Origin of the sequence: Bacillus sp. HU-1818, assembly GCF_022695965.1 — a bacterium.
In the GTDB taxonomy this organism is placed as follows: Bacteria; Bacillota; Bacilli; order Bacillales; family Bacillaceae; genus Bacillus; species Bacillus atrophaeus.
In genome coordinates this window covers 405,655-428,582 of the sequence record NZ_JAAPBE010000002.1, presented here as the reverse complement: position 1 = coordinate 428,582, position 22,928 = coordinate 405,655, and the positions used below count along the sequence as shown (strand labels likewise).

At 44.1% G+C, this 22,928-nt stretch carries 29 protein-coding genes; 2 read left to right on the top strand and 27 right to left on the bottom strand.

Features of this window, described 5'->3' with window-relative positions; genetic code table 11:
• Position 1: 1 nt before the first annotated feature.
• From GXP75_RS07520 to GXP75_RS07490, 7 genes are all read right to left on the bottom strand, one after another.
• A complete protein-coding gene (locus GXP75_RS07520; RefSeq protein ID WP_003326568.1) occupies positions 2–172 on the bottom strand; it encodes a hypothetical protein in 171 nt (56 codons plus the stop codon).
• Between the two features lie 111 nt (positions 173–283).
• Positions 284–964 (bottom strand): vWA domain-containing protein, encoded by a 681-nt coding sequence (locus GXP75_RS07515; protein ID WP_061570917.1) that lies wholly within the window; start codon positions 962–964, stop codon positions 284–286.
• A gap of 329 nt (positions 965–1,293) precedes the next feature.
• Complete coding sequence (locus tag GXP75_RS07510; protein ID WP_242556490.1) at positions 1,294–1,977, bottom strand: vWA domain-containing protein; 684 nt, start codon at positions 1,975–1,977, stop codon at positions 1,294–1,296.
• A 456-nt stretch (positions 1,978–2,433) separates the two neighbouring features.
• A complete protein-coding gene (gene spoIID / locus GXP75_RS07505) occupies positions 2,434–3,465 on the bottom strand; it encodes a stage II sporulation protein D (RefSeq protein WP_214916107.1) in 1,032 nt (343 codons plus the stop codon).
• Positions 3,466–3,677: 212 nt separating this feature from the next.
• Positions 3,678–4,988 carry a UDP-N-acetylglucosamine 1-carboxyvinyltransferase gene (murA, locus tag GXP75_RS07500; protein WP_003326563.1) on the bottom strand — a complete coding sequence of 437 codons (1,311 nt, stop codon included), beginning with the start codon at positions 4,986–4,988 and terminating at the stop codon, positions 3,678–3,680.
• A gap of 33 nt (positions 4,989–5,021) precedes the next feature.
• Positions 5,022–5,762 (bottom strand): YwmB family TATA-box binding protein, encoded by a 741-nt coding sequence (locus GXP75_RS07495; RefSeq protein WP_214916105.1) that lies wholly within the window; start codon positions 5,760–5,762, stop codon positions 5,022–5,024.
• A gap of 132 nt (positions 5,763–5,894) precedes the next feature.
• Complete coding sequence (locus GXP75_RS07490; protein WP_003326561.1) at positions 5,895–6,125, bottom strand: DUF1146 family protein; 231 nt, start codon at positions 6,123–6,125, stop codon at positions 5,895–5,897.
• Between the two features lie 193 nt (positions 6,126–6,318).
• Between GXP75_RS07490 and GXP75_RS07485 the strand changes: the two genes are divergently transcribed.
• On the top strand, positions 6,319–6,789 hold the full coding sequence (locus GXP75_RS07485) for a hypothetical protein (protein ID WP_061570921.1): 471 nt from the start codon (positions 6,319–6,321) through the stop codon (positions 6,787–6,789).
• A 37-nt stretch (positions 6,790–6,826) separates the two neighbouring features.
• Here GXP75_RS07485 and GXP75_RS07480 read toward each other — a convergent pair whose 3' ends face one another.
• From GXP75_RS07480 to spoIIR, 18 genes are all read right to left on the bottom strand, one after another.
• Positions 6,827–7,225, bottom strand: a complete 399-nt coding sequence (locus GXP75_RS07480) for a F0F1 ATP synthase subunit epsilon (protein WP_003326558.1) — start codon at positions 7,223–7,225, stop codon at positions 6,827–6,829.
• Positions 7,226–7,248: 23 nt separating this feature from the next.
• Entirely contained in the window at positions 7,249–8,670 is a 1,422-nt protein-coding gene (gene atpD, locus GXP75_RS07475) for a F0F1 ATP synthase subunit beta (protein WP_003326557.1), read from the bottom strand.
• Positions 8,671–8,693: 23 nt separating this feature from the next.
• Positions 8,694–9,554 carry an ATP synthase F1 subunit gamma gene (gene atpG, locus GXP75_RS07470; protein ID WP_003326556.1) on the bottom strand — a complete coding sequence of 287 codons (861 nt, stop codon included), beginning with the start codon at positions 9,552–9,554 and terminating at the stop codon, positions 8,694–8,696.
• Positions 9,555–9,630: 76 nt separating this feature from the next.
• Positions 9,631–11,139 (bottom strand): F0F1 ATP synthase subunit alpha, encoded by a 1,509-nt coding sequence (gene atpA / locus GXP75_RS07465; protein WP_003326555.1) that lies wholly within the window; start codon positions 11,137–11,139, stop codon positions 9,631–9,633.
• Positions 11,140–11,155: 16 nt separating this feature from the next.
• The gene (locus GXP75_RS07460; RefSeq protein WP_150224625.1) at positions 11,156–11,701 is read right to left on the bottom strand and encodes a F0F1 ATP synthase subunit delta; all 546 of its coding nucleotides are present in this window, start codon (positions 11,699–11,701) and stop codon (positions 11,156–11,158) included.
• Positions 11,698–12,216 (bottom strand): F0F1 ATP synthase subunit B, encoded by a 519-nt coding sequence (gene atpF, locus GXP75_RS07455; protein WP_061570923.1) that lies wholly within the window; start codon positions 12,214–12,216, stop codon positions 11,698–11,700. The genes GXP75_RS07460 and atpF overlap by 4 nt, the downstream gene beginning before the upstream one ends.
• A gap of 134 nt (positions 12,217–12,350) precedes the next feature.
• The gene (gene atpE / locus GXP75_RS07450) at positions 12,351–12,563 is read right to left on the bottom strand and encodes a F0F1 ATP synthase subunit C (RefSeq protein WP_003151167.1); all 213 of its coding nucleotides are present in this window, start codon (positions 12,561–12,563) and stop codon (positions 12,351–12,353) included.
• A gap of 45 nt (positions 12,564–12,608) precedes the next feature.
• A complete protein-coding gene (gene atpB / locus GXP75_RS07445) occupies positions 12,609–13,343 on the bottom strand; it encodes a F0F1 ATP synthase subunit A (RefSeq protein WP_010790202.1) in 735 nt (244 codons plus the stop codon).
• 7 nt (positions 13,344–13,350) lie between these two features.
• Positions 13,351–13,734 (bottom strand): ATP synthase subunit I, encoded by a 384-nt coding sequence (gene atpI / locus GXP75_RS07440; RefSeq protein ID WP_003326551.1) that lies wholly within the window; start codon positions 13,732–13,734, stop codon positions 13,351–13,353.
• Between the two features lie 431 nt (positions 13,735–14,165).
• Entirely contained in the window at positions 14,166–14,795 is a 630-nt protein-coding gene (upp, locus tag GXP75_RS07435; protein ID WP_003326550.1) for a uracil phosphoribosyltransferase, read from the bottom strand.
• 134 nt (positions 14,796–14,929) lie between these two features.
• On the bottom strand, positions 14,930–16,177 hold the full coding sequence (glyA, locus tag GXP75_RS07430) for a serine hydroxymethyltransferase (protein WP_003326549.1): 1,248 nt from the start codon (positions 16,175–16,177) through the stop codon (positions 14,930–14,932).
• 192 nt (positions 16,178–16,369) lie between these two features.
• Positions 16,370–16,912: a TIGR01440 family protein gene (locus GXP75_RS07425; protein ID WP_106044659.1), complete on the bottom strand. Its 543-nt coding sequence runs from the start codon at positions 16,910–16,912 to the stop codon at positions 16,370–16,372.
• A 12-nt stretch (positions 16,913–16,924) separates the two neighbouring features.
• A complete protein-coding gene (gene rpiB, locus GXP75_RS07420; protein WP_003326546.1) occupies positions 16,925–17,374 on the bottom strand; it encodes a ribose 5-phosphate isomerase B in 450 nt (149 codons plus the stop codon).
• An 89-nt stretch (positions 17,375–17,463) separates the two neighbouring features.
• Entirely contained in the window at positions 17,464–17,919 is a 456-nt protein-coding gene (locus GXP75_RS07415) for a low molecular weight protein arginine phosphatase (protein WP_214916099.1), read from the bottom strand.
• Between the two features lie 76 nt (positions 17,920–17,995).
• Positions 17,996–18,553 (bottom strand): manganese efflux pump MntP, encoded by a 558-nt coding sequence (locus tag GXP75_RS07410; protein WP_242556489.1) that lies wholly within the window; start codon positions 18,551–18,553, stop codon positions 17,996–17,998.
• 77 nt (positions 18,554–18,630) lie between these two features.
• Positions 18,631–19,671 (bottom strand): L-threonylcarbamoyladenylate synthase, encoded by a 1,041-nt coding sequence (locus GXP75_RS07405; protein ID WP_242556488.1) that lies wholly within the window; start codon positions 19,669–19,671, stop codon positions 18,631–18,633.
• A gap of 155 nt (positions 19,672–19,826) precedes the next feature.
• Positions 19,827–20,270 carry a GNAT family N-acetyltransferase gene (locus GXP75_RS07400; RefSeq protein WP_214916093.1) on the bottom strand — a complete coding sequence of 148 codons (444 nt, stop codon included), beginning with the start codon at positions 20,268–20,270 and terminating at the stop codon, positions 19,827–19,829.
• A 69-nt stretch (positions 20,271–20,339) separates the two neighbouring features.
• Positions 20,340–21,026: a stage II sporulation protein R gene (gene spoIIR, locus GXP75_RS07395; protein ID WP_242556487.1), complete on the bottom strand. Its 687-nt coding sequence runs from the start codon at positions 21,024–21,026 to the stop codon at positions 20,340–20,342.
• A gap of 164 nt (positions 21,027–21,190) precedes the next feature.
• Between spoIIR and GXP75_RS07390 the strand changes: the two genes are divergently transcribed.
• Entirely contained in the window at positions 21,191–21,556 is a 366-nt protein-coding gene (locus GXP75_RS07390) for a UPF0715 family protein (RefSeq protein WP_003326540.1), read from the top strand.
• Between the two features lie 29 nt (positions 21,557–21,585).
• On the opposite strand, the gene GXP75_RS07385 is transcribed toward GXP75_RS07390, so the two are convergent.
• Both GXP75_RS07385 and prmC read right to left on the bottom strand, forming a co-directional pair.
• On the bottom strand, positions 21,586–21,873 hold the full coding sequence (locus GXP75_RS07385) for a DUF5316 family protein (protein ID WP_061570930.1): 288 nt from the start codon (positions 21,871–21,873) through the stop codon (positions 21,586–21,588).
• Between the two features lie 187 nt (positions 21,874–22,060).
• On the bottom strand, positions 22,061–22,927 hold the full coding sequence (gene prmC, locus GXP75_RS07380) for a peptide chain release factor N(5)-glutamine methyltransferase (protein ID WP_242556486.1): 867 nt from the start codon (positions 22,925–22,927) through the stop codon (positions 22,061–22,063).
• Between the last annotated feature and the right edge of the window lies 1 nt (position 22,928).

The window sequence follows — 22,928 nt, the reverse complement described above, 5'->3', positions numbered from 1 at the left end:
TTTACGTTTGTTTATGGCGGTTTTTGCTGATCATTGTGAATAAAATGACTGCGGCTATCAGAGTCAGAACGCTGACGAAAAGAAATGCCGCAAGTTTTAAAAAGATACCGAGCAATACAAATGCCACGGTGGCGAGAATAAGAATAAGTCCTATCGGTTTTAATAATCCCATACTGTCATCCCCTTTTTGTCCTATCATTCCCCCGCAATCCCTTTTTAAAACAATGTCTGAAAACCTTCATTATCTATAAAAAAAAGCGCCGCCACGGCGCCTTTTTTAACTTTATTCTTCTGTGAATTTTTGAGCTTCGTTTTCCCAAGCCTGTTCGAATTCTTCTGCGTTTTTAGCTGAGATATATTCTCCGCCGCCCGCAACGGCCGCTTGTTTCATTTCTTGATTTCCTTTTACGTCAAAGTTGAAGCCGATAATGTTCACGATCGTGTCCACATTCGCTTCACGAAGCTTTTCAATTTCTTTCGCCGGATCTCCGCCGCATGTTTCTTCACCGTCAGTGATCAAGTAAACGACATTTTTCCCTTCAGCGTTCACTTTTTGAAATTCTTCTCTCGTATCAGAAAGCGCTTTTGCAATCGGCGTCCATCCTGTAGGATTGATTTGGCTGAGGGCATTGTTAAATAGCGAGCCTTCATAAGGATGCAAGCCGTAAATGGTTTCCGTTGTGCTGCATGAAAGAGCCTTGCCTGACAGCTTATTGTTACCTTCATGGCCAAAGACGCGAAGCATCAGATTTGTATTTTCAGGAAGCAATTCCGCAAAAGACTTCACCGATTTTTTCGCTACGTCTATTTTGCGTTCTCCTCCTGTTTTTTGGACCATGCTCCCGCTTCCATCAAATAAAACAGCTACATTTGTGTCAGGGGTTTTCTTCTCAGCCGCAAACGACGGAGAAGCCAGTGAGACTGTCAAAAGACCAACAATTCCAGCGGTTAACATTTTTTTCATCACGCATCTTCCTTTCTTTTTCATATTTAGTATCCAAAAACATTTTGGATTCTCCTTTATGCTAGAGTACGAAAAAGTAAAAAGATATAGGGCTAGCTGCCTCTTATGTATGTTCATATCTAATTTCAAAAACGTATTGATAGAGCTGTTTTTTGGACGTTTCAACCTAAAAAGTATAGACAGGAAATGACAAGATTGATGCTTTTTACGTTTATGTGCTGTCAAGTCAGCGTTAAACTGATTCTATAATACAGGTCGCCGGCTTTTCGTTTTTGAATATTTTGTTAAAAAACCCTGAAAAAAGGAGCCTTTTTCGGCTCCCATTTTGCTTATTTCGCTAATTTAATAGATTCCGCCTTGAAAATTTGCTGAATGTCACTTTGGCTGGATGCCGGGAAGTACTCTCCGCCGCCCACTTTTGCAATGGCGTTAAGCTGACCTTTGTAACCTTCCTTAAAGTCAAATCCGATGACATTGACAGTAATATTATGCTTATGAAGCTCTTTTGCTGTTTTAATAGGATTGCCTCCGCAAGTTTCTTCACCATCTGTTAAAAGATAGACAACATTCTCGCCTTTTTTATCAAGCTGATCGAAAGAAGACTTCGCCTCGTTCAACGCTTTTGCAATCGGTGTCCAGCCAGTCGGCCCGATTGTGTTGAGAGAATTACGGAAGCTTTGCTCGTTAAATCCTTGAAAGCCGTATACGTTGCGAATGGCTTCACATGATTGGACTTTTCCAGAGTTTTTATTGTTACCTTCTGATCCAAATACACTCATTTTCAATTGAGAGTCTGTCGGAAGAGATTTGGCAAACTGAAAAATTTCCTTTTTCGCCAAATTAAATTTTGATACACCATCTATTCTTTTCGCCATGCTGCCGCTCGCATCAAGTAAGACTGCCACATTTGTATCCGGTTTTGCAGCCGGCACTTTTTGTTCTGCCGCGAAAGCAGGTGAAGCTACTGATAAAACCAAACCGACCATCATTAGTAGAGAAAATCTTTTTTTCATATCTATGCTCCTTATCATCTTTCATTCTGTGAAGGCGTTCAACGTTAAACACAACAACCTAATCGTAATCGACACACACACAGAAATAAATAGGGCGGGCTTCCCCATTCCCGCTGTTTACTTTCACATAGATATGGGCGCTTCTATTAGTGATTTCCGCCTAATGAAAGGGCTAAAAAACGAGTTTGTCCGCCTTTAGGCTTTCGTTATATGAGTCCCTCGACGCTCGATCAGAAAAAAACACGGTATGTGGATGTCTTTTCCACTTTAAAGTAACAGCAGTTCGGCAGGTTCTTTCATTCTTCTTACGCAAAAAGAAATCAGCTCAAAGATTTATCTCACATACGGCATGTTATATGTCTGCCATAGAATAGCCGAAGCCCCTGTAAATCTTTGTCAAGCCGCAAAAGATATGAGTTTTCCCATATGAAAAAAAGACGCTTAAAGCAAGCGTCTTTATTTCTTAGCCATATACTTATTTAAAAACCCGTCAGCTTCAGAAATGGCCGTACCCTGATAATAGTACTTTACGATTTCATCGGCCGTCTTTCCTTCTTTAGCCATGTAATTGGCGCCATACTGGCTCATGCCGACTCCGTGCCCGAAGCCTTTGGTTGTCACGGTAATCTTGTCTCCGCTCCGCTTCCATTCAAAATCAGCGGAATTGAGGCCGAGCTTCTCCCGTATGTCTCTTCCCTTCAGCTTCTTGCCATTAATCACTGCTGAAGCCACCTGGTGCCCCGGGGTCACCTCGGTAATCTGCCCCACCGTGTTTTGCCCCGTTAGCTGAACACCAAGCTTTTGCTGAAATTCGGCAACAGTAAAAGTTTTGCTGGCAAGATACTTAGGCGACTTTTTGTCCCAAGAGCTTTTCACACTTTTTAAATAAGGGATCGCACTTGTCCAATAAGCCTCAGCATTTTCAGTATAACCGTTGCTTGTGGAAAAAAAAGACGCTTCAATCGGTTTATCATCATACGTTAAAATCTTGCCTTGCGTGCCGGCAACAGCCTCTGTAATTTTCTTCAGGTTTTGCGTGTAGCTTGATCCCCATTGCTTTTTCAGCTCGTCCTTGCTTTTATAGACTTGAAACATTTGCGTATCGTCCACAAGCGAGCCTTTTGGCGCTTTTACCGCTGAGTTTGAAACCATCAGTCTTACAATAAAGGTTCTGGCTGCGAGAGACTGAGCCTTCAATGCTTCCATTTCAAATTTTATCGGCATTTCCGAGGCGACAACTCCGATGACATACTCTTCAAGAGGAATATCTTCTACAGATTGATGCGCCGTTCGATAGACAGGAATAGAAACCGGTGACTTTTTCAATGTTTCCGCTCCTTTTGACTCCCTCTGTGAGCCTGCTGTTGGGTGTTTGACTTCTTCTGATACCGCTGCCCCTCTTTCATTTTGAAACGGTATGACAAGGAGCGTCGGGATTAAGAGAATCAATACACATAGTCCGGAAAGTGTAATTACGAAAGGTTTCATATTTAGCGGCCTCCTGCTTGAGATTCGACTCTACTTCATCTTATGGGCAGGGACAAGCTAATATGACTCTCCTTTTGGACATGAACTTTATTTGTTTTTATAGTTTTCATGTATTCTTTTTTCAGCATTTGTGCATAATGATGATAATAAACTCATTTTATAAAAGAATAAAAAAGCCAGTATGCCACTGCTGACATACTGACTCTGATCATTTATGCATTTAAGTCCGATACTGCTTCTTGGCTTTCTTGTTCAGCGGCTGATTCGTCCGTTACACGTTCGATATCCGCTCCAATACCTGCAAGCTTTTGGTGGAAGTTTACATAGCCGCGATCCAAATGTTTCAATTCAGTTACACGAGTATGGCCTTCAGCCACTAACCCCGCAAGAATTAAAGCTGCACCCGCACGCAAGTCAGTAGCGGCAACTTCAGCTCCTTGAAGCTGAACAGGACCGTTAATAATTACAGAACGTCCTTCAATTTTAATATCACCATTCATACGGCGGAATTCTTCAGCATGCATAAAACGGTTTTCAAAAACAGTTTCCGTAATCATGCTTGTTCCGTTGGCACGAAGCAGCAGCGCCATCATTTGCGACTGCATATCCGTCGGGAATCCAGGGTGAGGCATTGTCTTAATGTCAATCGGTTTCAGCTTAGCCGGACCGATAACACGCAGGCCTTCTCCTTCATCCTGAATTTTCACACCCATCTCTTCCATTTTTGCAATTAAAGAAGTAAGGTGCTCAGGAACTGCTCCTTTTACCAAAACATTTCCTTCTGTGATTGCAGCTGCAACCATAAAGGTTCCGGCTTCAATACGATCAGGAATAATATGATGTTTCACGCCGTGAAGCTTGTCGACCCCTTCAATTTTGATGGTGCCGGTGCCAGCTCCGCGGATTTTGCCGCCCATGGCGTTGATGTAGTTCGCTAAGTCAACGATTTCAGGCTCTTTTGCCACGTTTTCAAGCGTTGTGGTTCCTTTGGCTAAAGCGGCTGCCATAATCAAGTTTTCTGTCGCTCCCACACTTGGGAAATCAAGATAGATTTTTGCGCCTTGCAGACGGCCTTCTACTTCAGCTTCAATAAAGCCATTGCCTACTTTGATTTTAGCGCCCATTGCTTCAAAGCCTTTTAGATGCTGATCTATCGGTCTTGAACCAATCGCGCATCCGCCGGGCAGCGCTACTCTTGAATGACCTGTACGCGCAAGAAGCGGACCCATGACAAGCACAGATGCTCGCATTTTACGCACATATTCAAAAGGTGCTTCAGTTTGTAAAGCGTATGAAGCATTCACAGTGACTTCATTATTTTCAAAATGCACATCTGCTCCTAAATGACGCAACACTTCATTAATTGTATATACATCGGAGAGCGTAGGTACATCACAAATTACGCTTTTTTCTTCACTTGCTAACAAAGATGCAGCGATAACAGGTAAAACGGCATTTTTTGCTCCTTCAACTTTAACTGTGCCGTTTAGCTTTTGACCGCCGCGGACGATGATTTTTTCCAAGGTATTCCCCTCCGCGTCCCAATATTCTCTATATTAATATTCAGTCGTAACGATTGGTGTGCCAACCGTAACGGTATGTTTTTCGCCCATTCCCGCACTTCTAAGTGCAACTTGCAAATTCATTTTGTGTTCTGGTGTCATGATGGAATCATTCCACTCATCGGTGTATGCAGAAATAGAGACGAAATTTGGCTCAACTACATGTTCAACAGGTTTTGCTTTAAATTCCTTAACTAATTGATTTGCATTTTTTTGCAAAACAATATTCATCTTACCATCTAAATGACCCTTAAGACAAGTGAAAATAAATACTTTTTCTTGGAATATGTCGAGTGCCTGCCGTTCAAACTGTTCATATGTATCATTCCAGCTTTCCGGTGTATCAAGACTCTTTTGCTCATATAGTAAATACGATGTCGGGTTGAAGTTTTTGAGGGTAGTAACAAGCTGCAGTTTAAAAGTTGTGTTATTTTTTTGGTCAGTATATGTGCCAACAGCCTTTACAATTTGCTCTTCCTTTGCCAGTTCCCAATGATATTGACGGTATTGGGTTTTTAAATGTTGCACTTTTTTATAAAATTCTTTTTCAGACAGCGCCATATTTTTTTTCGCATGCAATGTCCATTCGTCAACTGATACATCATGGCGTGTCAAACCCTCGGCGATTTGGGCAAGCGGGCTTAACTCGCTGGCTTGAATCGAGTGAAATACTGCAATCATAAAGCTTAAAAAAACGGATAAAATAATGGCGTGAATCACTTGTTTTTTCTTCATTTCGCATCTCTCCCCTTATCCTCCATTGTTACCGGAGATAAGGAGCGGCATACGTGGAAAAACTCGTCAAAACTCGCGGAAAATCAGGAGAGCACTCTCCATTTATACCCGGTATTTCGACATTCAAAACCATTAAAAAAGGTATGGCAGCTGTTTTGAGTAATTGAGATAATCTAAAAAGAAGTTGCCGACTGTCGTTCCGATCGCAATCGTCAGAAGAATGATCAGAAGTCTGGCCTGAACCACTTTCCCTTTTCGGATCATCGGATCAAAATTAACGGCTTGCAGCGCCCACCAAGTAATCGCAATAAACAGCAAATGTGTCAAAATGCTGATGGCGGCCTGCTGACCCAATGCGCCCATCGTTTCCCATCTCCTTTCATTCATTTCCGCACTCCGTATATCCTTTCTTATTATATAGGAAGCAGAGATAAAGATGATAACTTTTATCATTTCAGAATGTTCTGTCAGAATTTTTATCCATATCTAGGAGTAATCACCGCTTATCCGGCGGTTCTTGTGCATGATATAATGTCTCCCGAGAGGAGCTGATAATGTGAATCATTCCTTTTTTCAGCCGGAAAAGCAATACGGTGAAGGCCTGCCGACATTTGAGCAGGAGTGGGAAGCAATCGCATTCTACTACGATTATAGACAGTCACAGCTTGAAGAACTGAGTGAATTGTGTCAGTTTCATAACATTTCTCTGACTTATACAAGAGAAAGCCTTGAAGAGCTGGAACATCTCTATTTTCAAAGTATACAAGAGCTGCTGCTCGCTGATTGGGAGCTTCCAATTGAAGAATTCGAAAAAATGATCAGCATTTACATCATAGATTGCGCCATTAAGCATCATCACGACGCGGAATGGGTTGTAGCCCCATATCCGTATACAGACGGCGCGTACACAATGGGATACAGAAGAGGGAACAAAACATGGCACACAGCCAATTGCTGTGAGAACTTATATTTGCGTAAAAAAGAACATCAACCGCTGCTTGCTTTATTTGACTCTCTGATACGATAGAAAAAAATCCTTCTCAAACTGAGAAGGATTTTTTCGTTTATTTCCCTACAACATCCAATCTGTTCAAGGCTCGCTGTAAAGCAAGCTCAGCCCGACGAATGTCAGTATCATCTGATCGTGTATTCAAACGGTCTTGTGCCCGCTGTTTCGCAGCCTGGGCACGCTCTGTGTCGATACCTTCCGCTGTCTCCGCAGATTGAGCAAGAATGGTAACATGATCCGGACGGACTTCAACAAATCCGCCGCTGACAGCAACCAATTCAGTCTGACCGTCTTTTTTCAAACGGACAGCGCCGATTTTAAGCGGAGCGACAGTCGGAATATGTCCGGGTAAAATACCGAGCTCTCCGCTCTCCGCTCTTACACTCACCATTTCAATATCCGCATCATACACTGGGCCGTCGGGAGTAACGATATTGACTTTAACGGTCTTCATGCTTTTACCCTCCTAGGACCAGATTAAACTTCTACACCCATTTCTTTCGCTTTCTCAATGACTTCTTCAATACGTCCGACAAGACGGAACGCATCTTCAGGAAGGTGGTCGTACTTACCTGCTAAAATTTCTTTAAAACCTTGTACGGTTTCTTTAACAGGCACGTAAGATCCTTTCTGCCCTGTGAACTGTTCAGCCACGTGGAAGTTTTGAGATAGGAAGAATTGAATGCGGCGTGCGCGCTGAACGACAAGCTTGTCTTCGTCACTCAATTCATCCATACCGAGGATCGCAATGATATCCTGAAGCTCTTTGTAACGCTGAAGCGTTGATTGCACTTCACGGGCAACCGCATAATGCTCTTCTCCGACAATTTCAGGAGCAAGGGCGCGTGATGTAGAAGCCAACGGATCCACCGCAGGGTAGATACCCATTTCAGTTAACTTACGCTCAAGGTTCGTTGTCGCATCCAAGTGGGCGAACGTCGTTGCAGGCGCCGGGTCAGTGTAGTCATCGGCAGGCACGTAGATCGCCTGGATAGATGTAACCGATCCAACATTTGTAGACGTGATCCGCTCTTGAAGCTGACCCATTTCTGTTGCAAGCGTAGGCTGGTAACCAACCGCTGACGGCATACGGCCGAGAAGGGCTGATACTTCAGAACCTGCTTGTGTAAAGCGGTAGATGTTATCAATAAAGAACAATACGTCCTGTCCTTGGACATCACGGAAGTGCTCTGCCATTGTAAGACCTGTAAGTGCAACACGCATACGTGCGCCAGGCGGTTCGTTCATTTGTCCGAATACCATGGCTGTTTTATTAATAACGCCAGAATCGCTCATCTCGTAGAAAAGGTCGTTTCCTTCACGAGTACGCTCTCCGACACCGGCGAATACAGAGATACCGCCGTGCTCTTGCGCGATGTTGTTGATCAATTCCTGGATCAATACGGTTTTACCTACACCGGCTCCACCGAACAATCCGATCTTACCGCCCTTAATATAAGGAGCAAGCAAATCAACAACTTTAATACCTGTTTCAAGGATTTCCACTTCTGTAGAAAGCTGATCAAATGACGGAGCTTGTCTGTGAATCGGATCTTTCTCCGTGTTTGCCGCAAGCGGTTCATTCAAATCAATATTTTCTCCGAGTACGTTAAATACACGTCCCAATGTTACATTACCAACCGGCACTGAAATAGGAGAACCTTGGTCCACCGCTTCCATTCCGCGCTGAATACCGTCTGTAGATGCCATCGCAATCGTACGTACAGTATCGTCGCCTAAATGAAGTGCGACCTCTAGCGTTAAATCGATGCCTACTTCATTTTCACCTGTTGCTGGTTGTGAAACTTTAATCGCATTATATATTTCAGGTAAGTGACCGTCTTCAAAACGTACGTCAACGACAGGTCCCATTACTTGGCTAACGCGTCCTTTCTTCATCGCTATCCCTCCTGACAAAATCTCTATTCTAAGGCAGATGCACCGCCGACAATTTCCGTAATCTCTTGAGTGATGGCTGCTTGGCGTGCACGGTTATATGACAGTGAAAGCGAATCAATAAGATCCTTCGCATTATCAGTCGCGCTTTTCATCGCCGTCATTCTCGCAGCATGCTCACTTGCTTTACTGTCAAGAAGCGCTCCGAAAATTAAGCTTTCTGCATATTGAGGAAGCAAAACCTCCAGAATCTCCTCTTCAGACGGTTCAAATTCGTATGAAGCCGTTCTTTTGCCTCCGCCGCCTAAATCAGTTAACGGCAAAAGCTTTTTCTCCGTCACTTCTTGGGAAATCGCACTGACATAATGGTTGTAGAACAAATGCAGTTCATCAAATGCTTCATCAATAAACATTTGCACCGTTTGACGCGCCAAATCTTTAATTTCAGTGAATGTGACTTCATCACCAAGTCCGGTTAATTCAGAAATAATCGGAACTCCGCGGTTCTTAAAGAAATCGCGGCCTACTCTTCCGATCACGATAACCGTATATTCATCCTTTGACTGATGGCGCTCTTGAATCGCCTGGTATGCGTTACGCAAAACAGAGCTGTTAAATGCTCCTGCGAGTCCCCGGTCAGATGTGATGACCAAATACGCAGTCCGCTTCACTTCTCTGCTGACAAGCATCGGATGATTTACACTTCCGGATCCCTGCCCAACGTTTGAAACAACCTCCTGGATCTTATCCATATAAGGAACAAACGATTTTGCATTGTTTTCAGCACGATTCAACTTTGCAGCAGATACCATTTGCATGGCTTTTGTAATCTGGCTTGTTTTTTTCGTTGACGTGATCCTTGACTTTATATCGCGTAATGAGGCCAAAGATTTCACCACCTTTTTTCTTCATCTGCGTAAAAAGAGAGAAAAAGAGAACCTTTTTCTCTCATAAACATGCCTGTTAGTTGCTTGGTGCGAATGTACGTTTGAAACCTTCGATTGCGGCAGAGAATTCTTCATCTGCCGGAAGATTTCCTGTTTGGGAAATGCCGTTAAGCAGTTCTTTATGGTTTTGATCAAGGTACATGTAGTACTCTTCTTCAAAACGGCGGATATCCGCTACAGGAATATCATCAAGATACCCTTTTGTGAGCGCATAAAGAATTGCAACCTGCTTCTCAACCGGAAGCGGTTTGTTTAGATCCTGCTTCAGAACTTCAACTGTACGCGCGCCGCGGTTCAGTTTAGCCTGAGTCGCTTGATCAAGGTCTGATCCGAATTGAGCGAATGCTTCCAGCTCACGATAAGAAGCTAGATCAAGACGCAATGTACCTGCAACCTTTTTCATCGCTTTGATTTGAGCTGAACCGCCGACACGTGATACAGACAATCCGGCGTTGATTGCCGGGCGAACACCCGAGAAGAACAAATCGGATTGCAGGAAGATTTGTCCGTCTGTAATAGAAATAACGTTCGTAGGAATGTAAGCTGAAATATCTCCGGCTTGCGTTTCTACGAATGGCAAAGCTGTAATTGAACCCGCGCCTTTCGCGTCACTAAGCTTCGCTGCACGTTCAAGCAGACGTGAATGAAGATAGAATACATCTCCAGGGAACGCTTCACGGCCCGGAGGACGGCGAAGAAGCAAGGACAGCTCACGGTAAGCAGCCGCTTGTTTAGAAAGATCATCATATACAACCAAAACGTGCTTGCCGTTATACATGAACTCTTCTCCCATTGTAACCCCTGCATACGGTGCGAGGTACAGAAGCGGAGCCGGCTGTGACGCAGAAGCCGTTACAACGATTGTATAATCAAGAGCGCCGTGTTTACGCAATGTTTCTACAACGCCGCGGACTGTTGATTCTTTTTGTCCGATCGCAACATACACACAGATCATGTCTTGATCTTTTTGATTTAAAATCGTATCAATCGCTACAGATGTTTTACCTGTTTGGCGGTCTCCAATGATAAGCTCACGCTGGCCGCGGCCGATCGGAATAAGAGCATCTATCGCTTTAATACCGGTTTGAAGCGGTTCATGAACGGATTTACGATCCATTACACCAGGAGCCTGGCTTTCAATCGGACGAGTCTTGCTTGTTAAAATCGGACCAAGTCCGTCAACAGGCTGTCCTAATGGATTCACAATACGTCCGATTAATTCTTCCCCTACCGGAACTTCCATGATGCGGCCCGTTCTTTTGACCTCATCTCCTTCACGGATTTCTGTGTAAGGTCCTAAGATAACGATACCTACGTTTGATTCTTCAAGGTTCTGAGCCATTCCCAAAACACCGTTTGAAAATTCGACAAGTTCACCGGCCATACAATTGTCAAGGCCATGTACGCGGGCAATACCGTCACCGATTTGGATGACAGTACCTACGTCATGAACTTCAATCTCAGATTGATAATTTTGAATTTGCTGCTTTATCAGCGTGCTAATCTCTTCAGCTTTGATGCTCACTTAGGTTTCACCCCTTCTATCGAATTTCACCGGCAAGTTGACGTTCAATGCGTTCAAGCTTTCCGCTTACACTGCCGTCAAAAATCCGGTTTCCAATGCGGACTTTTACGCCGCCTATTAAATCCGTCTGCACTTCATTTCTGATTCTGAGTGAAGCGACTCCGGCTTTTTTTGCAAATACTTGAGATAATGATGCAGTTTCCGCATCTGTCAGCGGTTTTACCGAGTATACAATCGCATCTTCAGTCTGGCGGACCTTGTTCGCCAGCTTCACAAACTCGTCTGTGAGATCAGGCACAATCGAAGTCCGGTGACGGTCAATCAGAAGAAAGATTGTATGCAGCACAGGCTGGGCGACAGAACCAAAAGCATTTTGAATCAGCTCTTTTTTCTTCGCAGCCGGCACTTTCGGATGGTTTAATACATCATTTAATTCTTTTTCGTTTTGGAACACTTCTTTTACAACTTTAAGCTCTTCTTCTATTTCATTGATTTGAGAGGACTCAAGCGCAATGTCGAAAAGAGCTGATGCATAGCGTTTAGAGACAGCAGATCCACTCATCGGCTTTCTCCTACCTCTTTAAGATAATCCTGAATCAATTGGTCTTGAGCTTGTTCGTCAAGTTCTTTTTCAATGACTTTCGATGCAATCATGACAGAAAGTGACGCGACTTGCTCACGAAGAGCGGCGACCGCTTGTTCTTTTTCTTTTACGATCTCCGTTCTTGCTGCTTCTTTCAAACGCTCAGATTCTTCGCGGGCAGCCAAAATAATGGCTTCTTTCTGCTGCTCTCCAAGTTTCTTCGCATTTTCGATTAGCGTTTGGGATTCTTGTCTCGCTTCTTTTAGAAGAACGCGCTGCTCATCAATAAGCTGCTTCGCTTCTTCATTTTTTTGTTCAGCGGACGTAATTTCTCCCGCAATATGGTCTTCACGTTGTTTCATTATGTTTAAAAGCGGCCCTAAAGCGAATTTCTTTAAGAGCGCTAATAGAATTAACATTGCGATCAGTTGGAACAGGATATCTCCGCCGTTAAACGAAATACCGGCTCCTAACACAAGTGGTAATTGAGACATCTACTACGGCAACTCCCTTCTGCAGGTTTTTCTTTGCTGACGGCAGCCAGTCGGCGCTTATCAGACATAAAGCAATGGCGAAGGTTCTCTTGGAATGATCTTCGCCATTTTTAGTTCATATAAGGCTTTCATGCTTAGCCAAAGAACGCTAAGAATGCGATAACGACAGCGATAATAGGAAGGGCTTCAACTAAAGCGATACCCATGAACATAAGAGTTCTAAGTTCTTTACCTGCTTCCGGCTGACGGGCAATTCCCTCTACCGTACGTGAAACAATCAAACCGTTACCAATACCTGCACCAAGTGCGCCTAAACCAATTGCAATCGCAGCTGCTATTAAATTCATGAAAAAGTTCCTCCTTTAAAATGTTATCCATTTGGATATAATGTTTTAGTGATCGTGACTAATTTTGTGAGACATGTATACCATTGTCAGCATCGTGAAGATAAACGCCTGAATGGCACCAATGAACAAGCTGAACGCCTGCCATGCAAGCATTGGAATAATCGCTCCGATTGTTCCAACCAAGCCGAGCAACACACTGTTCGAGTAGAAGCTCGTTGCCATACTCGCAAGCAGTCCGAGAAGTATTTCACCGGCAAAAATGTTACCGTAAAGACGCAAGCCGAGAGTCAGCGTGTTTGCAAACTCTTCAATAATCTTCATCGGGAATAAAAGCGGAACCGGTCTTAAGTAATCCTTGCTGTATTCCTTTAATCCCTTCATCTTAACCCCATAATAATGGGTTAATGAAACAACCATAACGGCAAGAGTCAGTGTAATGGCCGGATCTGCTGTCGGTGATTTCCACCATAACTCGTGTCCGATTGTAACAGAGAACGGCAGCCCCAGCATATTTGATACAAATATGTACATCAGCAAAGTGACACCGAGGGCCAAGAAGTTAGCTCCTGTTTTCAAATCCATTGTACTGCCAATAATATTACGGACAAAATCAACAATCCATTCCATAAAATTCTGGGCTTTTCCTGGCCGGATTGAAAGCGCGCGTGTCGTAAGCAAAGCGATTAAAAACACGATCACACTCGCCACAGTAATCATAAGAACGTTTGTTAAATTGAAAGTTAAACCGAGAAACTCATAAGTTCTGTATTCATGATTCAAAGGGTTTTCACCTCTCTTCCATTGATGAACGTTTAAGCTGGATAAAGGAATCTATCATAATGACAGGGTAAATCGTCATTAATCCAATAATTACGCTTGCCATATGAACATTTTGGGGATACTTGTAAGCAATGGCCACAGCGAGAATCGCATTGCACCACCGCGCTGCGCTCCCAAGAGATCGTATGGTCTTTCCTTTTGCGACGGCTTTATCAAAAGCATTCATTCTTCTGATGAGAAGCCAAAGGTTAAACAAACTGAAACCAGTCCCGAGAATCAAGCCTAAGAATATGGTTTTATATGCTGTAAAACCGTAACCCAGTACATAGACTGCTAACATGATGAATAGATATTTTCGTTGTCTGCTGAATGTAAGATTTGGATCGTCCATCGACTATCTGTCTCCTGATGAAAAGTAATGTGTATCTTGGATACGGCAATATCAGCGGTTAACCCTAGTAGAAGACCCTTTTCCGCTCGGAAAAAACGGTCCTGTTCGAAAAAATCATTCATCCGCCAGCATGACCTGAAGTCTTGCAAGGATGCTGTTTCGTTCGCTTTTATAAATCCTCATTAACAAGGGTTTCTAGGAGGATTTATATTGAGGACGAATACTATAATGAAAGCTATGAAAACCTTCTCATAATACCCTCGTTTAGCATACAATAGCCCCCAACATGTGTCAATCTGTTTAAAGTTAAAAAACTTTTTATAACAACAGCCTACACAGAATGTTCACAATTTCACCTATAAATGTATAAGAGCTACCCGAATATCAAAAAAATGGATAAAAAAAAGAAAACCCATTTGGGTTTCCTTTCATTACTTCGTTCCGAACATTCTGTCTCCCGCATCACCTAGACCAGGGACAATGTATCCTTTTTCGTTCAATTTTTCATCAAGGGCGGCTATGTAAATGTCCACATCCGAATGATGCTTTTGCAATTCTTCAACACCCTCAGGCGCTGCAACCAGACACATAAAGCGAAGATTTTTCGCCCCGCGCTTTTTGAGGCTGTTGATTGCTTCTACGGCAGAACCTCCTGTGGCAAGCATCGGGTCAACAACGATAAACTCACGCTCTTCCACATCTGAAGGAAGCTTCACATAGTATTCAACAGGTTTTAAGGTTTCTGGATCGCGGTATAAACCGACATGTCCCACTTTTGCGGCAGGAATAAGCTTCAATATACCGTCAACCATTCCAAGCCCAGCTCTCAGTATAGGGACGATTCCAAGCTTTTTCCCTGCGATGACGTTCGATCTTGCAGCTTGAACCGGTGTTCTAACGTCCACTTCCTGAAGAGGAAGATCACGTGTAATTTCAAAGGCCATAAGAGTGGCAACTTCATCCACAAGCTCTCTGAAATCCTTTGTGCCAGTCTCTACGTTTCGAATATATGTCAGCTTATGCTGAATTAAAGGATGATCAAATACATAAACCTTTCCCATGCTGTGTTTCAGCTCCTTTTTTATTGTCCCGAGTGACAATTTCACACTTCTATTGATTCTACAAAAAAAGACAGCGAGTTTCAAGAACATCGTAAAAAAACCCGTCCGGCTCATTGCCGGCGGGTTTTTGCATTTTAGTAGTCTAACTCTTTATATAGAGGGAATTTTTCTGTCAAAGCGGAGACGCGCTGTCTTGCTTCTTCCAGTTTTCCTTCATCTTCGTGGTTTTTCAATGCAAGCGCGATGATGGCTCCGACTTCATCCAATGCTTCTCCGTCAAAACCGCGGCTTGTTACAGCTGCTGTTCCAAGACGGATACCGCTTGTTACGAAAGGTTTTTCCGGATCATACGGAATCGCGTTTTTATTTGATGTAATGCCGATTTCGTCAAGCACATGCTCCGCAACCTTACCGGTTAGGCCAAGGGAACGAAGATCAACAAGCACCAAGTGGTTGTCAGTTCCGCCCGATACCAATTGCACGCCTTCTTTATTTAATGAATCAGCAAGACGCTTTGCGTTAGAGATGACGTTTTCAGCGTATGTTTTGAAATCGTCTTTTAATACTTCACCGAAAGAAACGGCTTTCGCAGCAATAACGTGCATAAGCGGTCCGCCTTGGATTCCCGGGAAGATCGACTTATCAATCTTTTTGCCGAACTCTTCGCGGCATAGGATCATTCCTCCGCGAGGTCCGCGAAGTGTTTTATGAGTCGTTGTCGTTACGAAATCAGCGTAAGGAACCGGGTTCGGATGAAGGCCTGCAGCTACAAGTCCTGCGATGTGAGCCATGTCTACCATCACGTAAGCGCCGACTTCATCTGCGATCTCACGGAATTTCTTAAAGTCGATCGTGCGAGGATAAGCGCTCGCACCGGCTACGATAAGTTTAGGCTTATGCTCAAGAGCTTTTTGGCGTACATCTTCGTAATCAATGTATTGAGTTTCTTTATCTACACCGTACTCTACAAAGTTGTATTGAACGCCGCTGAAGTTCACAGGGCTTCCGTGAGTTAAATGACCGCCATGGGAGAGGTTCATCCCAAGTACAGTATCGCCATGCTCCAAAATCGTGAAGTAAACAGCCATGTTTGCTTGTGCGCCTGAATGCGGCTGAACATTTACGTGTTCCGCTCCAAAGATCTCTTTCGCGCGGTCACGTGCAATGTCCTCAACGACATCTACGTGCTCACAGCCTCCGTAGTAGCGTTTGCCTGGATAGCCTTCCGCATATTTATTAGTTAAGACAGATCCTTGTGCTTCCATTACTGCTTCACTTACAAAGTTTTCAGAAGCAATCAATTCGATCTTTGTCTGTTGACGTTTACGCTCATCTTTAATAGCGCTAAAAACTTGTTCATCTTGCGCAGGTAAATGTTTCATCAGCGAGATCCTCTCCTATCCGTTTCCATTTCTTTATGTTTTGCCACCACTATTGTACATGGTTTTTCAGGTGAATGTAAAAGATTATTTTGAAAAAACACAATTTATTTCTGGCAAAACCGAATATTATTACTTCAAATCCTTATTATAGTTCGAAACCCGACCATTTTTAGAATTGTGAAACACTTCGTGTTATTCACATTCATAAACGGCCCGAACACCGCCGATCAGCTTCGGTCTTGAACGCGCCAGTGTCACATGAGCTGCGCCGAGCTGGTTTTTCGAGATGCGAATGGGTACGGCCACAGGCTTGAGATGCATGCCGATGAATGTGTCGCCGACGTCTATTCCGGCATCAGCTTGAATGGTTTCCACCAAGACTGGAGATGCCATCTGTTTAAAGGCATAGGAAGCCATTGCTCCGCCGGCTTTCGGAACGGGCACGGCAGAAACAGCGGGAAGCCTGTACAGCTCAGCCGTTTCCTCTTCCACTACAAGCGCTCTGTTTAAATGCTCACAGCATTGAAAAGCGAGGCGGATTCCCGTGTTTTGCTGAAGCTCATAAAGGCCGCTGTAAATATCCTCAGCAATGCCTTCGCTTCCGGAGGTGCCGATATGCCTGCCCGCCACTTCGCTTGTACTGCAGCCCAGCACAAGAAGCTGATTCTTTTTCAGCATTGCTTTTTCCTGAAATTCAGAGAGCATCGCCGTCCATGTTTGCTTCATCTCACTCATTAAGCTGCACCCCTACAGGTTTTTCTCTTCGTAATCTGAGATTTTGCCGATCCGAGTCTGATGGCGTCCTGCGGTAAATTCAGTCGTAAGCCAAACTTTCGCAATGTCGCGCGCTAAGCCAGGGCCGATAACACGCTCCCCCATGGCGAGTACATTTGTATCATTATGTTCTCTCGTCGCTTTCGCACTGAATGTATCGTGCGCCAAAGCACAGCGGATGCCTTTGACCTTGTTGGCGGAGATGCTCATTCCAATCCCCGTACCGCAAATCAGGATGCCTCTGTCAACTTCACCGTTTACAACTTTTTCCGCTACCGGAAAAGCATAATCCGGGTAATCGACTGATCCGCTGCCGCAGTCACATCCCATATCAATATAATCAATTTGCATTTCTTGCATTAGATTTATAATTTCAGTTCGAATTTGAACGCCGCCATGATCTGATGCTATGGCTACTTTCATCAGCTTTTCCTCCCAGCGTGTGATATTGCCTTTATTCTACTCTTTCACGGAGGTTTTGCAAATGACTTGTTTGCAGATTTTCTGACAAATTATCTGTCTTTGTTTTTCTGCAATTGTTCAGCCAGGAGATTCAATAAATCTTCCAGCTCATCTCTTGTCCGCCGATAAACTTCAAGTGTTCCTCCGAAAGGGTCCGTTACATCTTCGTCAACACCCGCCGCATACTCTTTAATGGTAAATACTTTGTCACTGTGTGAACCGAATTGATTGATGATCAGTTGTTTGTGCTGATTGGTCATCGTCAAAATGAGATCAGCCGCTCCCACATTTTCTTCCGTTAACTGTGAGGACACGTGATTGAGCGCTATGTGTTTTTCAAACAGCGCCTCTATCGCATAGGGTGATGCTTTTCCGTTTGGCGAAGCGAAGACGCCGGCTGAACGGACGGTGACATCCAGACCCTTTTTTTCTGCAATTGATTTAAAAAGCGCCTCAGCCATCGGACTGCGGCACGTGTTTCCTGTACAAACAAATATGATGTTCATCTCAGTCACCCCTTATTCTACTATTATAAATGAAGAAAAAAAGAAACGGCGATTTCGTTTCTTTTTTTTATGTATATTAAATTGGTAAAAGCAGCTTAAGGCCAAATCCGATTAATATCGCTCCCCCAAGCGCTTCACTGTAGGAGCCGAGCCATGACTGCACTTTTTTTCCGACCAGCAGCCCAACCCATGTCAGAACCATGCTGAACAAGCCAAACAGCGTAATGGTCACGATCGGTTTCGATCCATATATCCCCAGGCTCAGACCGACTGAAAAACTGTCGAGACTGACACCGATTGCAAATATCAATAATCCCGGCCCCTCAGGTGAAATCAGCCGTTCTTCCGACTGCTTAAAAGATGCCAGCATCATCTGGATTCCCAGCATTAACAGCAGGGCGCCTCCGATATAGATAGCCAGCACGCCCAGAGCACCGGATAAGAACCTGCCCGTCGCCATTCCAACGAGCGGCATGATGACGTGAAAGAGGCCGATGATCAGCCCGATATGAAAAATTTGCTGTTTTCTAAGTTTGATCATGCCCATCCCGAGACCGACTGAAAAAGCATCCATACCCAGCGCAAATGCCATCATGCTTAAGGTGAGCAGTTCCCCTACAAAGATACCCGCCATTACATACATAACCCCCTCGGACATGCCCGCTTGTTTAGCTTATGCGTGTCCAAAAGAGGATAGAACCCTTGTCTGTATTAGTGAATGACTTTTCCTCCTGCAGCTTTCATCAGCCTGTTCATGATGGCGTGGCCAACGCCTGTATTTGGAAATGCTTCAGCTATAATAAAATCAACCTTTACATCATCAAAGCTCCGCAGCGCGTCATATAACGAGGCGGCTACTGTTTCAAGCCGATCTCTCCTGCCGCAGCTCTTCACAAAATCAGCTTCATAGATATCCGCGCGTTCTTCTGTGGTAAGCACGCCGACTCGTTTTCCGCTTTTCTGATATTCCCTGACAAGAGCCTGAATGCGCTCTGCACTTCCTTCGGTGACCGCAAGCGGCGCAGATGGCGCATAGTGCGTATATTTCATGCCGGGAGAAATCGGTGTCTCATTTTTTTCAGCAAGCCCTTTATCCACAAGAACCTCACCGATTTCTTCTTCAATCTGCTCCTTGGTAATTCCGCCCGGCCGAAGCAAAACCGGCTGATCATCCGAGCACGAAATCACGGTAGATTCCACGCCAAGACCGGTGGCTCCTCCATCTATAATTCCGGCAATCCGCCCGTTTAAATCATGCTCAACATGTTCCGCTCTTGTCGGACTTGGCTTCCCGGATAAATTGGCGCTCGGTGCCGCAATCGGCAGCCCCGATGAGCGAATGAGAGCAAGCGCAAGCGGATGGTCCGGCATTCTCACCGCCACTGTTTCAAGGCCTGCCGTCACACGCGGAGAAAGCACGCCGGGTTTACACGGCAATACAAGAGTAAGCGCTCCCGGCCAAAACTGTTTCATCAGTTTCTTTGCTTTTTCCGATGCAGGTCCGGCTATGCGATCAAGCTGGCTGATGTCTGCAATATGAACGATCAGGGGATTATCACTCGGCCGTCCTTTCGCCTCATAAATCTTCATGACCGCTTCTGTGCTTTCTGCATTTGCTCCAAGTCCGTAGACGGTCTCTGTCGGAAATGCCACAACCTCATTTTGCCGCAGTAAATCAGCTGCCTGTGCAATCTGTGGGTCTTTTGTGGATAACTTATCATGTACATCCACAGTCCATCTTTTTGTTTCCATATATAACCAAACTCCTTATTCACAACAATAAAACTTTATTATCACTCGTTTAATCCTTTTGAAAGTATAAAAGATGTCCTTCAATAAAACAAGCGTTATCCACAAATTGTGGACAACGCTGAGGAAGAAGTGGATAAGTATGTGTATAAATCGGCTTATGCTGATGTTTTTTTCATTAAAATTGATCCCTCTGTTTGCAGAGATTCACGAAAATGCTCTGAGTCATAGAGCTCTTCCGGTACACTGTCGGCTTGTGCAAACCCCATAACCTGCAGGAAATCCACTGATGAATGCTGATTAGCGATCAGGTATACGGTTTTGATTTCGTGTTTTTCACAAAGTACCTCCATGCTTTGAAACAGAGTCACAATATGGCTTTGGCTGAGCTTGTCCGATATGACGAGTGAGCGAAGCAGGCCTTTCCCCTTGCTGAAGTTTTCCATTCCCAGACAGGCGGCAATTTGTTTCGCGCTGTCTTCTAAGATGATAAACCGCGTTTTGCTTCTATTCACACCTGCGTGATTAGTACCCGCCTGCTTTAAAAACGCCTCAATCGTTTCCCCGTCCTTTTCTCTCGCTGCCCGTAATTGATAAAACATGCTCTCACCCCGTTTATTACGTCTCTTTCTTTCAATCTATGAGGTGAAAATGATTTTATGCCTGTTCCATCAAGAAAATAGATCAGAAAACCATTCAACAAGGAAAAACTTCACTTCTGTATCATCTTCTTTTTTGTCATCCTGCGATTTTTCTGCTTTTTCCGCTTTCGCTGTCAAATCATCAAGGGCCTTTTCTGTCTGTTCTTTTGAAGCTTCTTCCTCAGCTTTCTTATCCTCTTGTTCTTTGACGGCTTCCCCGTTTGAAAAGTCAAGGAAACATAGCGGCGGGAATAGAACACACCACCAATTGGCGCCCTCTCCCTCGCCAAGAGTAATCAAGATGGCCTCATATTCGCCTGCCGGATAAACCATATTGCCGTAAAGCTTGGTCGGAAACGAGATTTTATCAAAATCGACCGATAGCTGTTGATGGGCGCCTTCTTTTTTCATCACCTCTTTAGCAATGTTTTTGATTTCAGGCAGCTTTGAGCGGATGAGTCTCCGCGCTTCTTCTATAGATGTAATATCCTTTACCCATTTCGTTATCTCTTTATTCACAGCGTCTCGAATATGCCGTTTTAATTCTTGGTCTTTGTCTTTGTCACTGTTTGCCAATATTCTCAGCCGGATCGCTTCATCCGGTATTACAACTGGTTCATTACTGGATGCTTGTGCGGTTTCTTCTTTCCCCAAATTCACAAGTGCTCCTGTTAATAAGAGAAATATATATACACAGATCATAATTGTTTTCTTCATCGGTCCCCACCGTTCCTCTCCGTACTTTGTTCTTCTAGCTTTATTATGGTCAAGAAGGAGAGAGTTTAAACAAACGGGAAGAAAAAATCTAGTAAGCTTTTAATCTGCTTTTTCTTCGTTTATGATCAAATATGGTACGATATAGTTTTAATAGGAGGTTTATGATGAAATTTAGTTACGTGCTGCTTCTGTCGGCTTTTACAATGTCCGTTATCTATTCTGTCGTTTATGTTCAAGCGTTTGTGATCGCCGCTCTTGTGACGATGGCATTTTATTTTTTATTTCCTTATTTGGTTTTTGCGCTTCCGCTTCAAGTTGTGCTGAATAAAAAGCCGAAGCGGTTCAGTCCCTTATATTTGCTGTATTATCTCGCAGCGGCTTTCGTGGCCAACGGCATCATCTTTTCCGTCTTGCAATCAGCCGACCAGCCGCCCCTGCTGCAAAATAAAGCATTCTATCTATTCGGGGTTTTAACGGCTGTTGTTTATTGGTTTTGGGATTCTGTGTTGGGAGAGAAAAAAGAAGCCTGAGTATGACAGGCTTCCCTGCTCACCCGCAGTTATATGAGGAGAAAAATGAGATAGCAGATGATAGTAGGCACCGCTATCCCTAAAAAAGTGAGAGCGATCTTAAAACGCGCATCCCGGCCTTCTTTTGTTTCTGAGTGATAATTGGCTCTTTGCTGCATTCCGCTGACAGCCAATCCGGATGTTATGATACTTATTGCAATGAAAATAATAGCTCCCGTTCCGAATATAGATTGATATGACATGCTGTCCCTACATATAAAACCGATGATCCCCTCAATGCCCGCAAGAACAATACCCGCCGCAAAGGCCTTCTTCATTCCGCATTTCTCCTTTCACTAAGAAAGGTTTCATTTTATCCTATGAAACTGATTGGCAAAAAACCACAATCCCCCCTGCTCTACTTTACATTCCTTGTTTTTTCTGTAAACAAACTTCACTTATTAAAAAAAGCTTACAGGCTGCATCCGTTTATTGGACATAGCCGGCAAGCTTTCAAAATCAGTTTTACTCAGACTTCTGAATCAACGCGCATACTGTTCTGTCTTTTCCATTAATGTCTTTCAACACTTCCACTTCCGCATTCGGGAAGGTGCGCAGAAACATCTCTTTGACCGCATCTCCCTGTTTCCAGCCGATCTCAAAGACGACGAGTGCTTTCTCATTCATCACGCGTGGAATATCTTCCATAAAGCGCTTGTAGAATCTCAATCCGTCTCCCCCGTCTGTCAACGCATGAAGAGGTTCATGGAAACGAACGACATTCGATAAGTCCGCCATTTCTTCTTCCGAAATATATGGCGGGTTTGATACGATGATGTCCGCTTTTTTTCCCTCTTTAATAAAAGGCTCCAGTAAATCACCTTCAAAAAAGTCGACTTTCGCCCCCAGCCGTTCTGCATTCTCGGCTGCAATCTGCAATGCTTCTTTTGATATATCAATTGCTGAAACGGAAAAGTGTTTATTTTCAAGTGCGAGTGTGACGGCAATCGCCCCGCTCCCGGTGCCTACATCAATGACACGTAACGGTTCGCCTTCCGGAAATACCTGCTTCTGTTTTTCAAGAAGATGAAGGACAACTTCCTCAGTTTCAGGACGGGGAATCAGTACATCATCGTTTACGATAAACACTCTGCCATAAAAGGATTCTTTCCCTATGATATATTGAACGGGAACGCCTTCTTTATGCATCTCCACGTGTCGTTTGAATCGGTACAGCTCGTCTTCGCTGATCGGGTCCTGCAGACTGGCGAAAAGCTTGCTGCGATCCATTCCGATATCATTCATTAACAATAGCTCCGCCGCATTCCGGTCTCTGCCCGCTTCAGTTAAATAAGAAGAAGCCCAATTCAGGGCTTCAAATATCTTCTTCATC

Bases quoted from the DNA above. Each gene is read 5' to 3' on its own strand.
- GXP75_RS07520 (WP_003326568.1), bottom strand. From the start codon at position 172: ATGGGATTATTAAAACCGATAGGACTTATTCTTATTCTCGCCACCGTG.
- GXP75_RS07515 (WP_061570917.1), bottom strand. From the start codon at position 964: ATGAAAAAAATGTTAACCGCTGGAATTGTTGGTCTTTTGACAGTCTCA.
- GXP75_RS07510 (WP_242556490.1), bottom strand. From the start codon at position 1,977: ATGAAAAAAAGATTTTCTCTACTAATGATGGTCGGTTTGGTTTTATCA.
- spoIID (WP_214916107.1), bottom strand. From the start codon at position 3,465: ATGAAACCTTTCGTAATTACACTTTCCGGACTATGTGTATTGATTCTC.
- GXP75_RS07495 (WP_214916105.1), bottom strand. From the start codon at position 5,762: ATGAAGAAAAAACAAGTGATTCACGCCATTATTTTATCCGTTTTTTTA.
- GXP75_RS07490 (WP_003326561.1), bottom strand. From the start codon at position 6,125: ATGGGCGCATTGGGTCAGCAGGCCGCCATCAGCATTTTGACACATTTG.
- GXP75_RS07480 (WP_003326558.1), bottom strand. From the start codon at position 7,225: ATGAAGACCGTTAAAGTCAATATCGTTACTCCCGACGGCCCAGTGTAT.
- atpD (WP_003326557.1), bottom strand. From the start codon at position 8,670: ATGAAGAAAGGACGCGTTAGCCAAGTAATGGGACCTGTCGTTGACGTA.
- GXP75_RS07460 (WP_150224625.1), bottom strand. From the start codon at position 11,701: ATGAGTGGATCTGCTGTCTCTAAACGCTATGCATCAGCTCTTTTCGAC.
- atpF (WP_061570923.1), bottom strand. From the start codon at position 12,216: ATGTCTCAATTACCACTTGTGTTAGGAGCCGGTATTTCGTTTAACGGC.
- atpE (WP_003151167.1), bottom strand. From the start codon at position 12,563: ATGAATTTAATAGCAGCTGCGATTGCAATTGGTTTAGGCGCACTTGGT.
- atpI (WP_003326551.1), bottom strand. From the start codon at position 13,734: ATGGACGATCCAAATCTTACATTCAGCAGACAACGAAAATATCTATTC.
- upp (WP_003326550.1), bottom strand. From the start codon at position 14,795: ATGGGAAAGGTTTATGTATTTGATCATCCTTTAATTCAGCATAAGCTG.
- glyA (WP_003326549.1), bottom strand. From the start codon at position 16,177: ATGAAACATTTACCTGCGCAAGATGAACAAGTTTTTAGCGCTATTAAA.
- GXP75_RS07425 (WP_106044659.1), bottom strand. From the start codon at position 16,912: ATGAGTGAGATGAAGCAAACATGGACGGCGATGCTCTCTGAATTTCAG.
- rpiB (WP_003326546.1), bottom strand. From the start codon at position 17,374: ATGAAAGTAGCCATAGCATCAGATCATGGCGGCGTTCAAATTCGAACT.
- GXP75_RS07415 (WP_214916099.1), bottom strand. From the start codon at position 17,919: ATGAACATCATATTTGTTTGTACAGGAAACACGTGCCGCAGTCCGATG.
- GXP75_RS07410 (WP_242556489.1), bottom strand. From the start codon at position 18,553: ATGGCGGGTATCTTTGTAGGGGAACTGCTCACCTTAAGCATGATGGCA.
- GXP75_RS07405 (WP_242556488.1), bottom strand. From the start codon at position 19,671: ATGGAAACAAAAAGATGGACTGTGGATGTACATGATAAGTTATCCACA.
- GXP75_RS07400 (WP_214916093.1), bottom strand. From the start codon at position 20,270: ATGTTTTATCAATTACGGGCAGCGAGAGAAAAGGACGGGGAAACGATT.
- spoIIR (WP_242556487.1), bottom strand. From the start codon at position 21,026: ATGAAGAAAACAATTATGATCTGTGTATATATATTTCTCTTATTAACA.
- GXP75_RS07390 (WP_003326540.1), top strand. From the start codon at position 21,191: ATGAAATTTAGTTACGTGCTGCTTCTGTCGGCTTTTACAATGTCCGTT.
- GXP75_RS07385 (WP_061570930.1), bottom strand. From the start codon at position 21,873: ATGAAGAAGGCCTTTGCGGCGGGTATTGTTCTTGCGGGCATTGAGGGG.
- prmC (WP_242556486.1), bottom strand. From the start codon at position 22,927: ATGAAGAAGATATTTGAAGCCCTGAATTGGGCTTCTTCTTATTTAACT.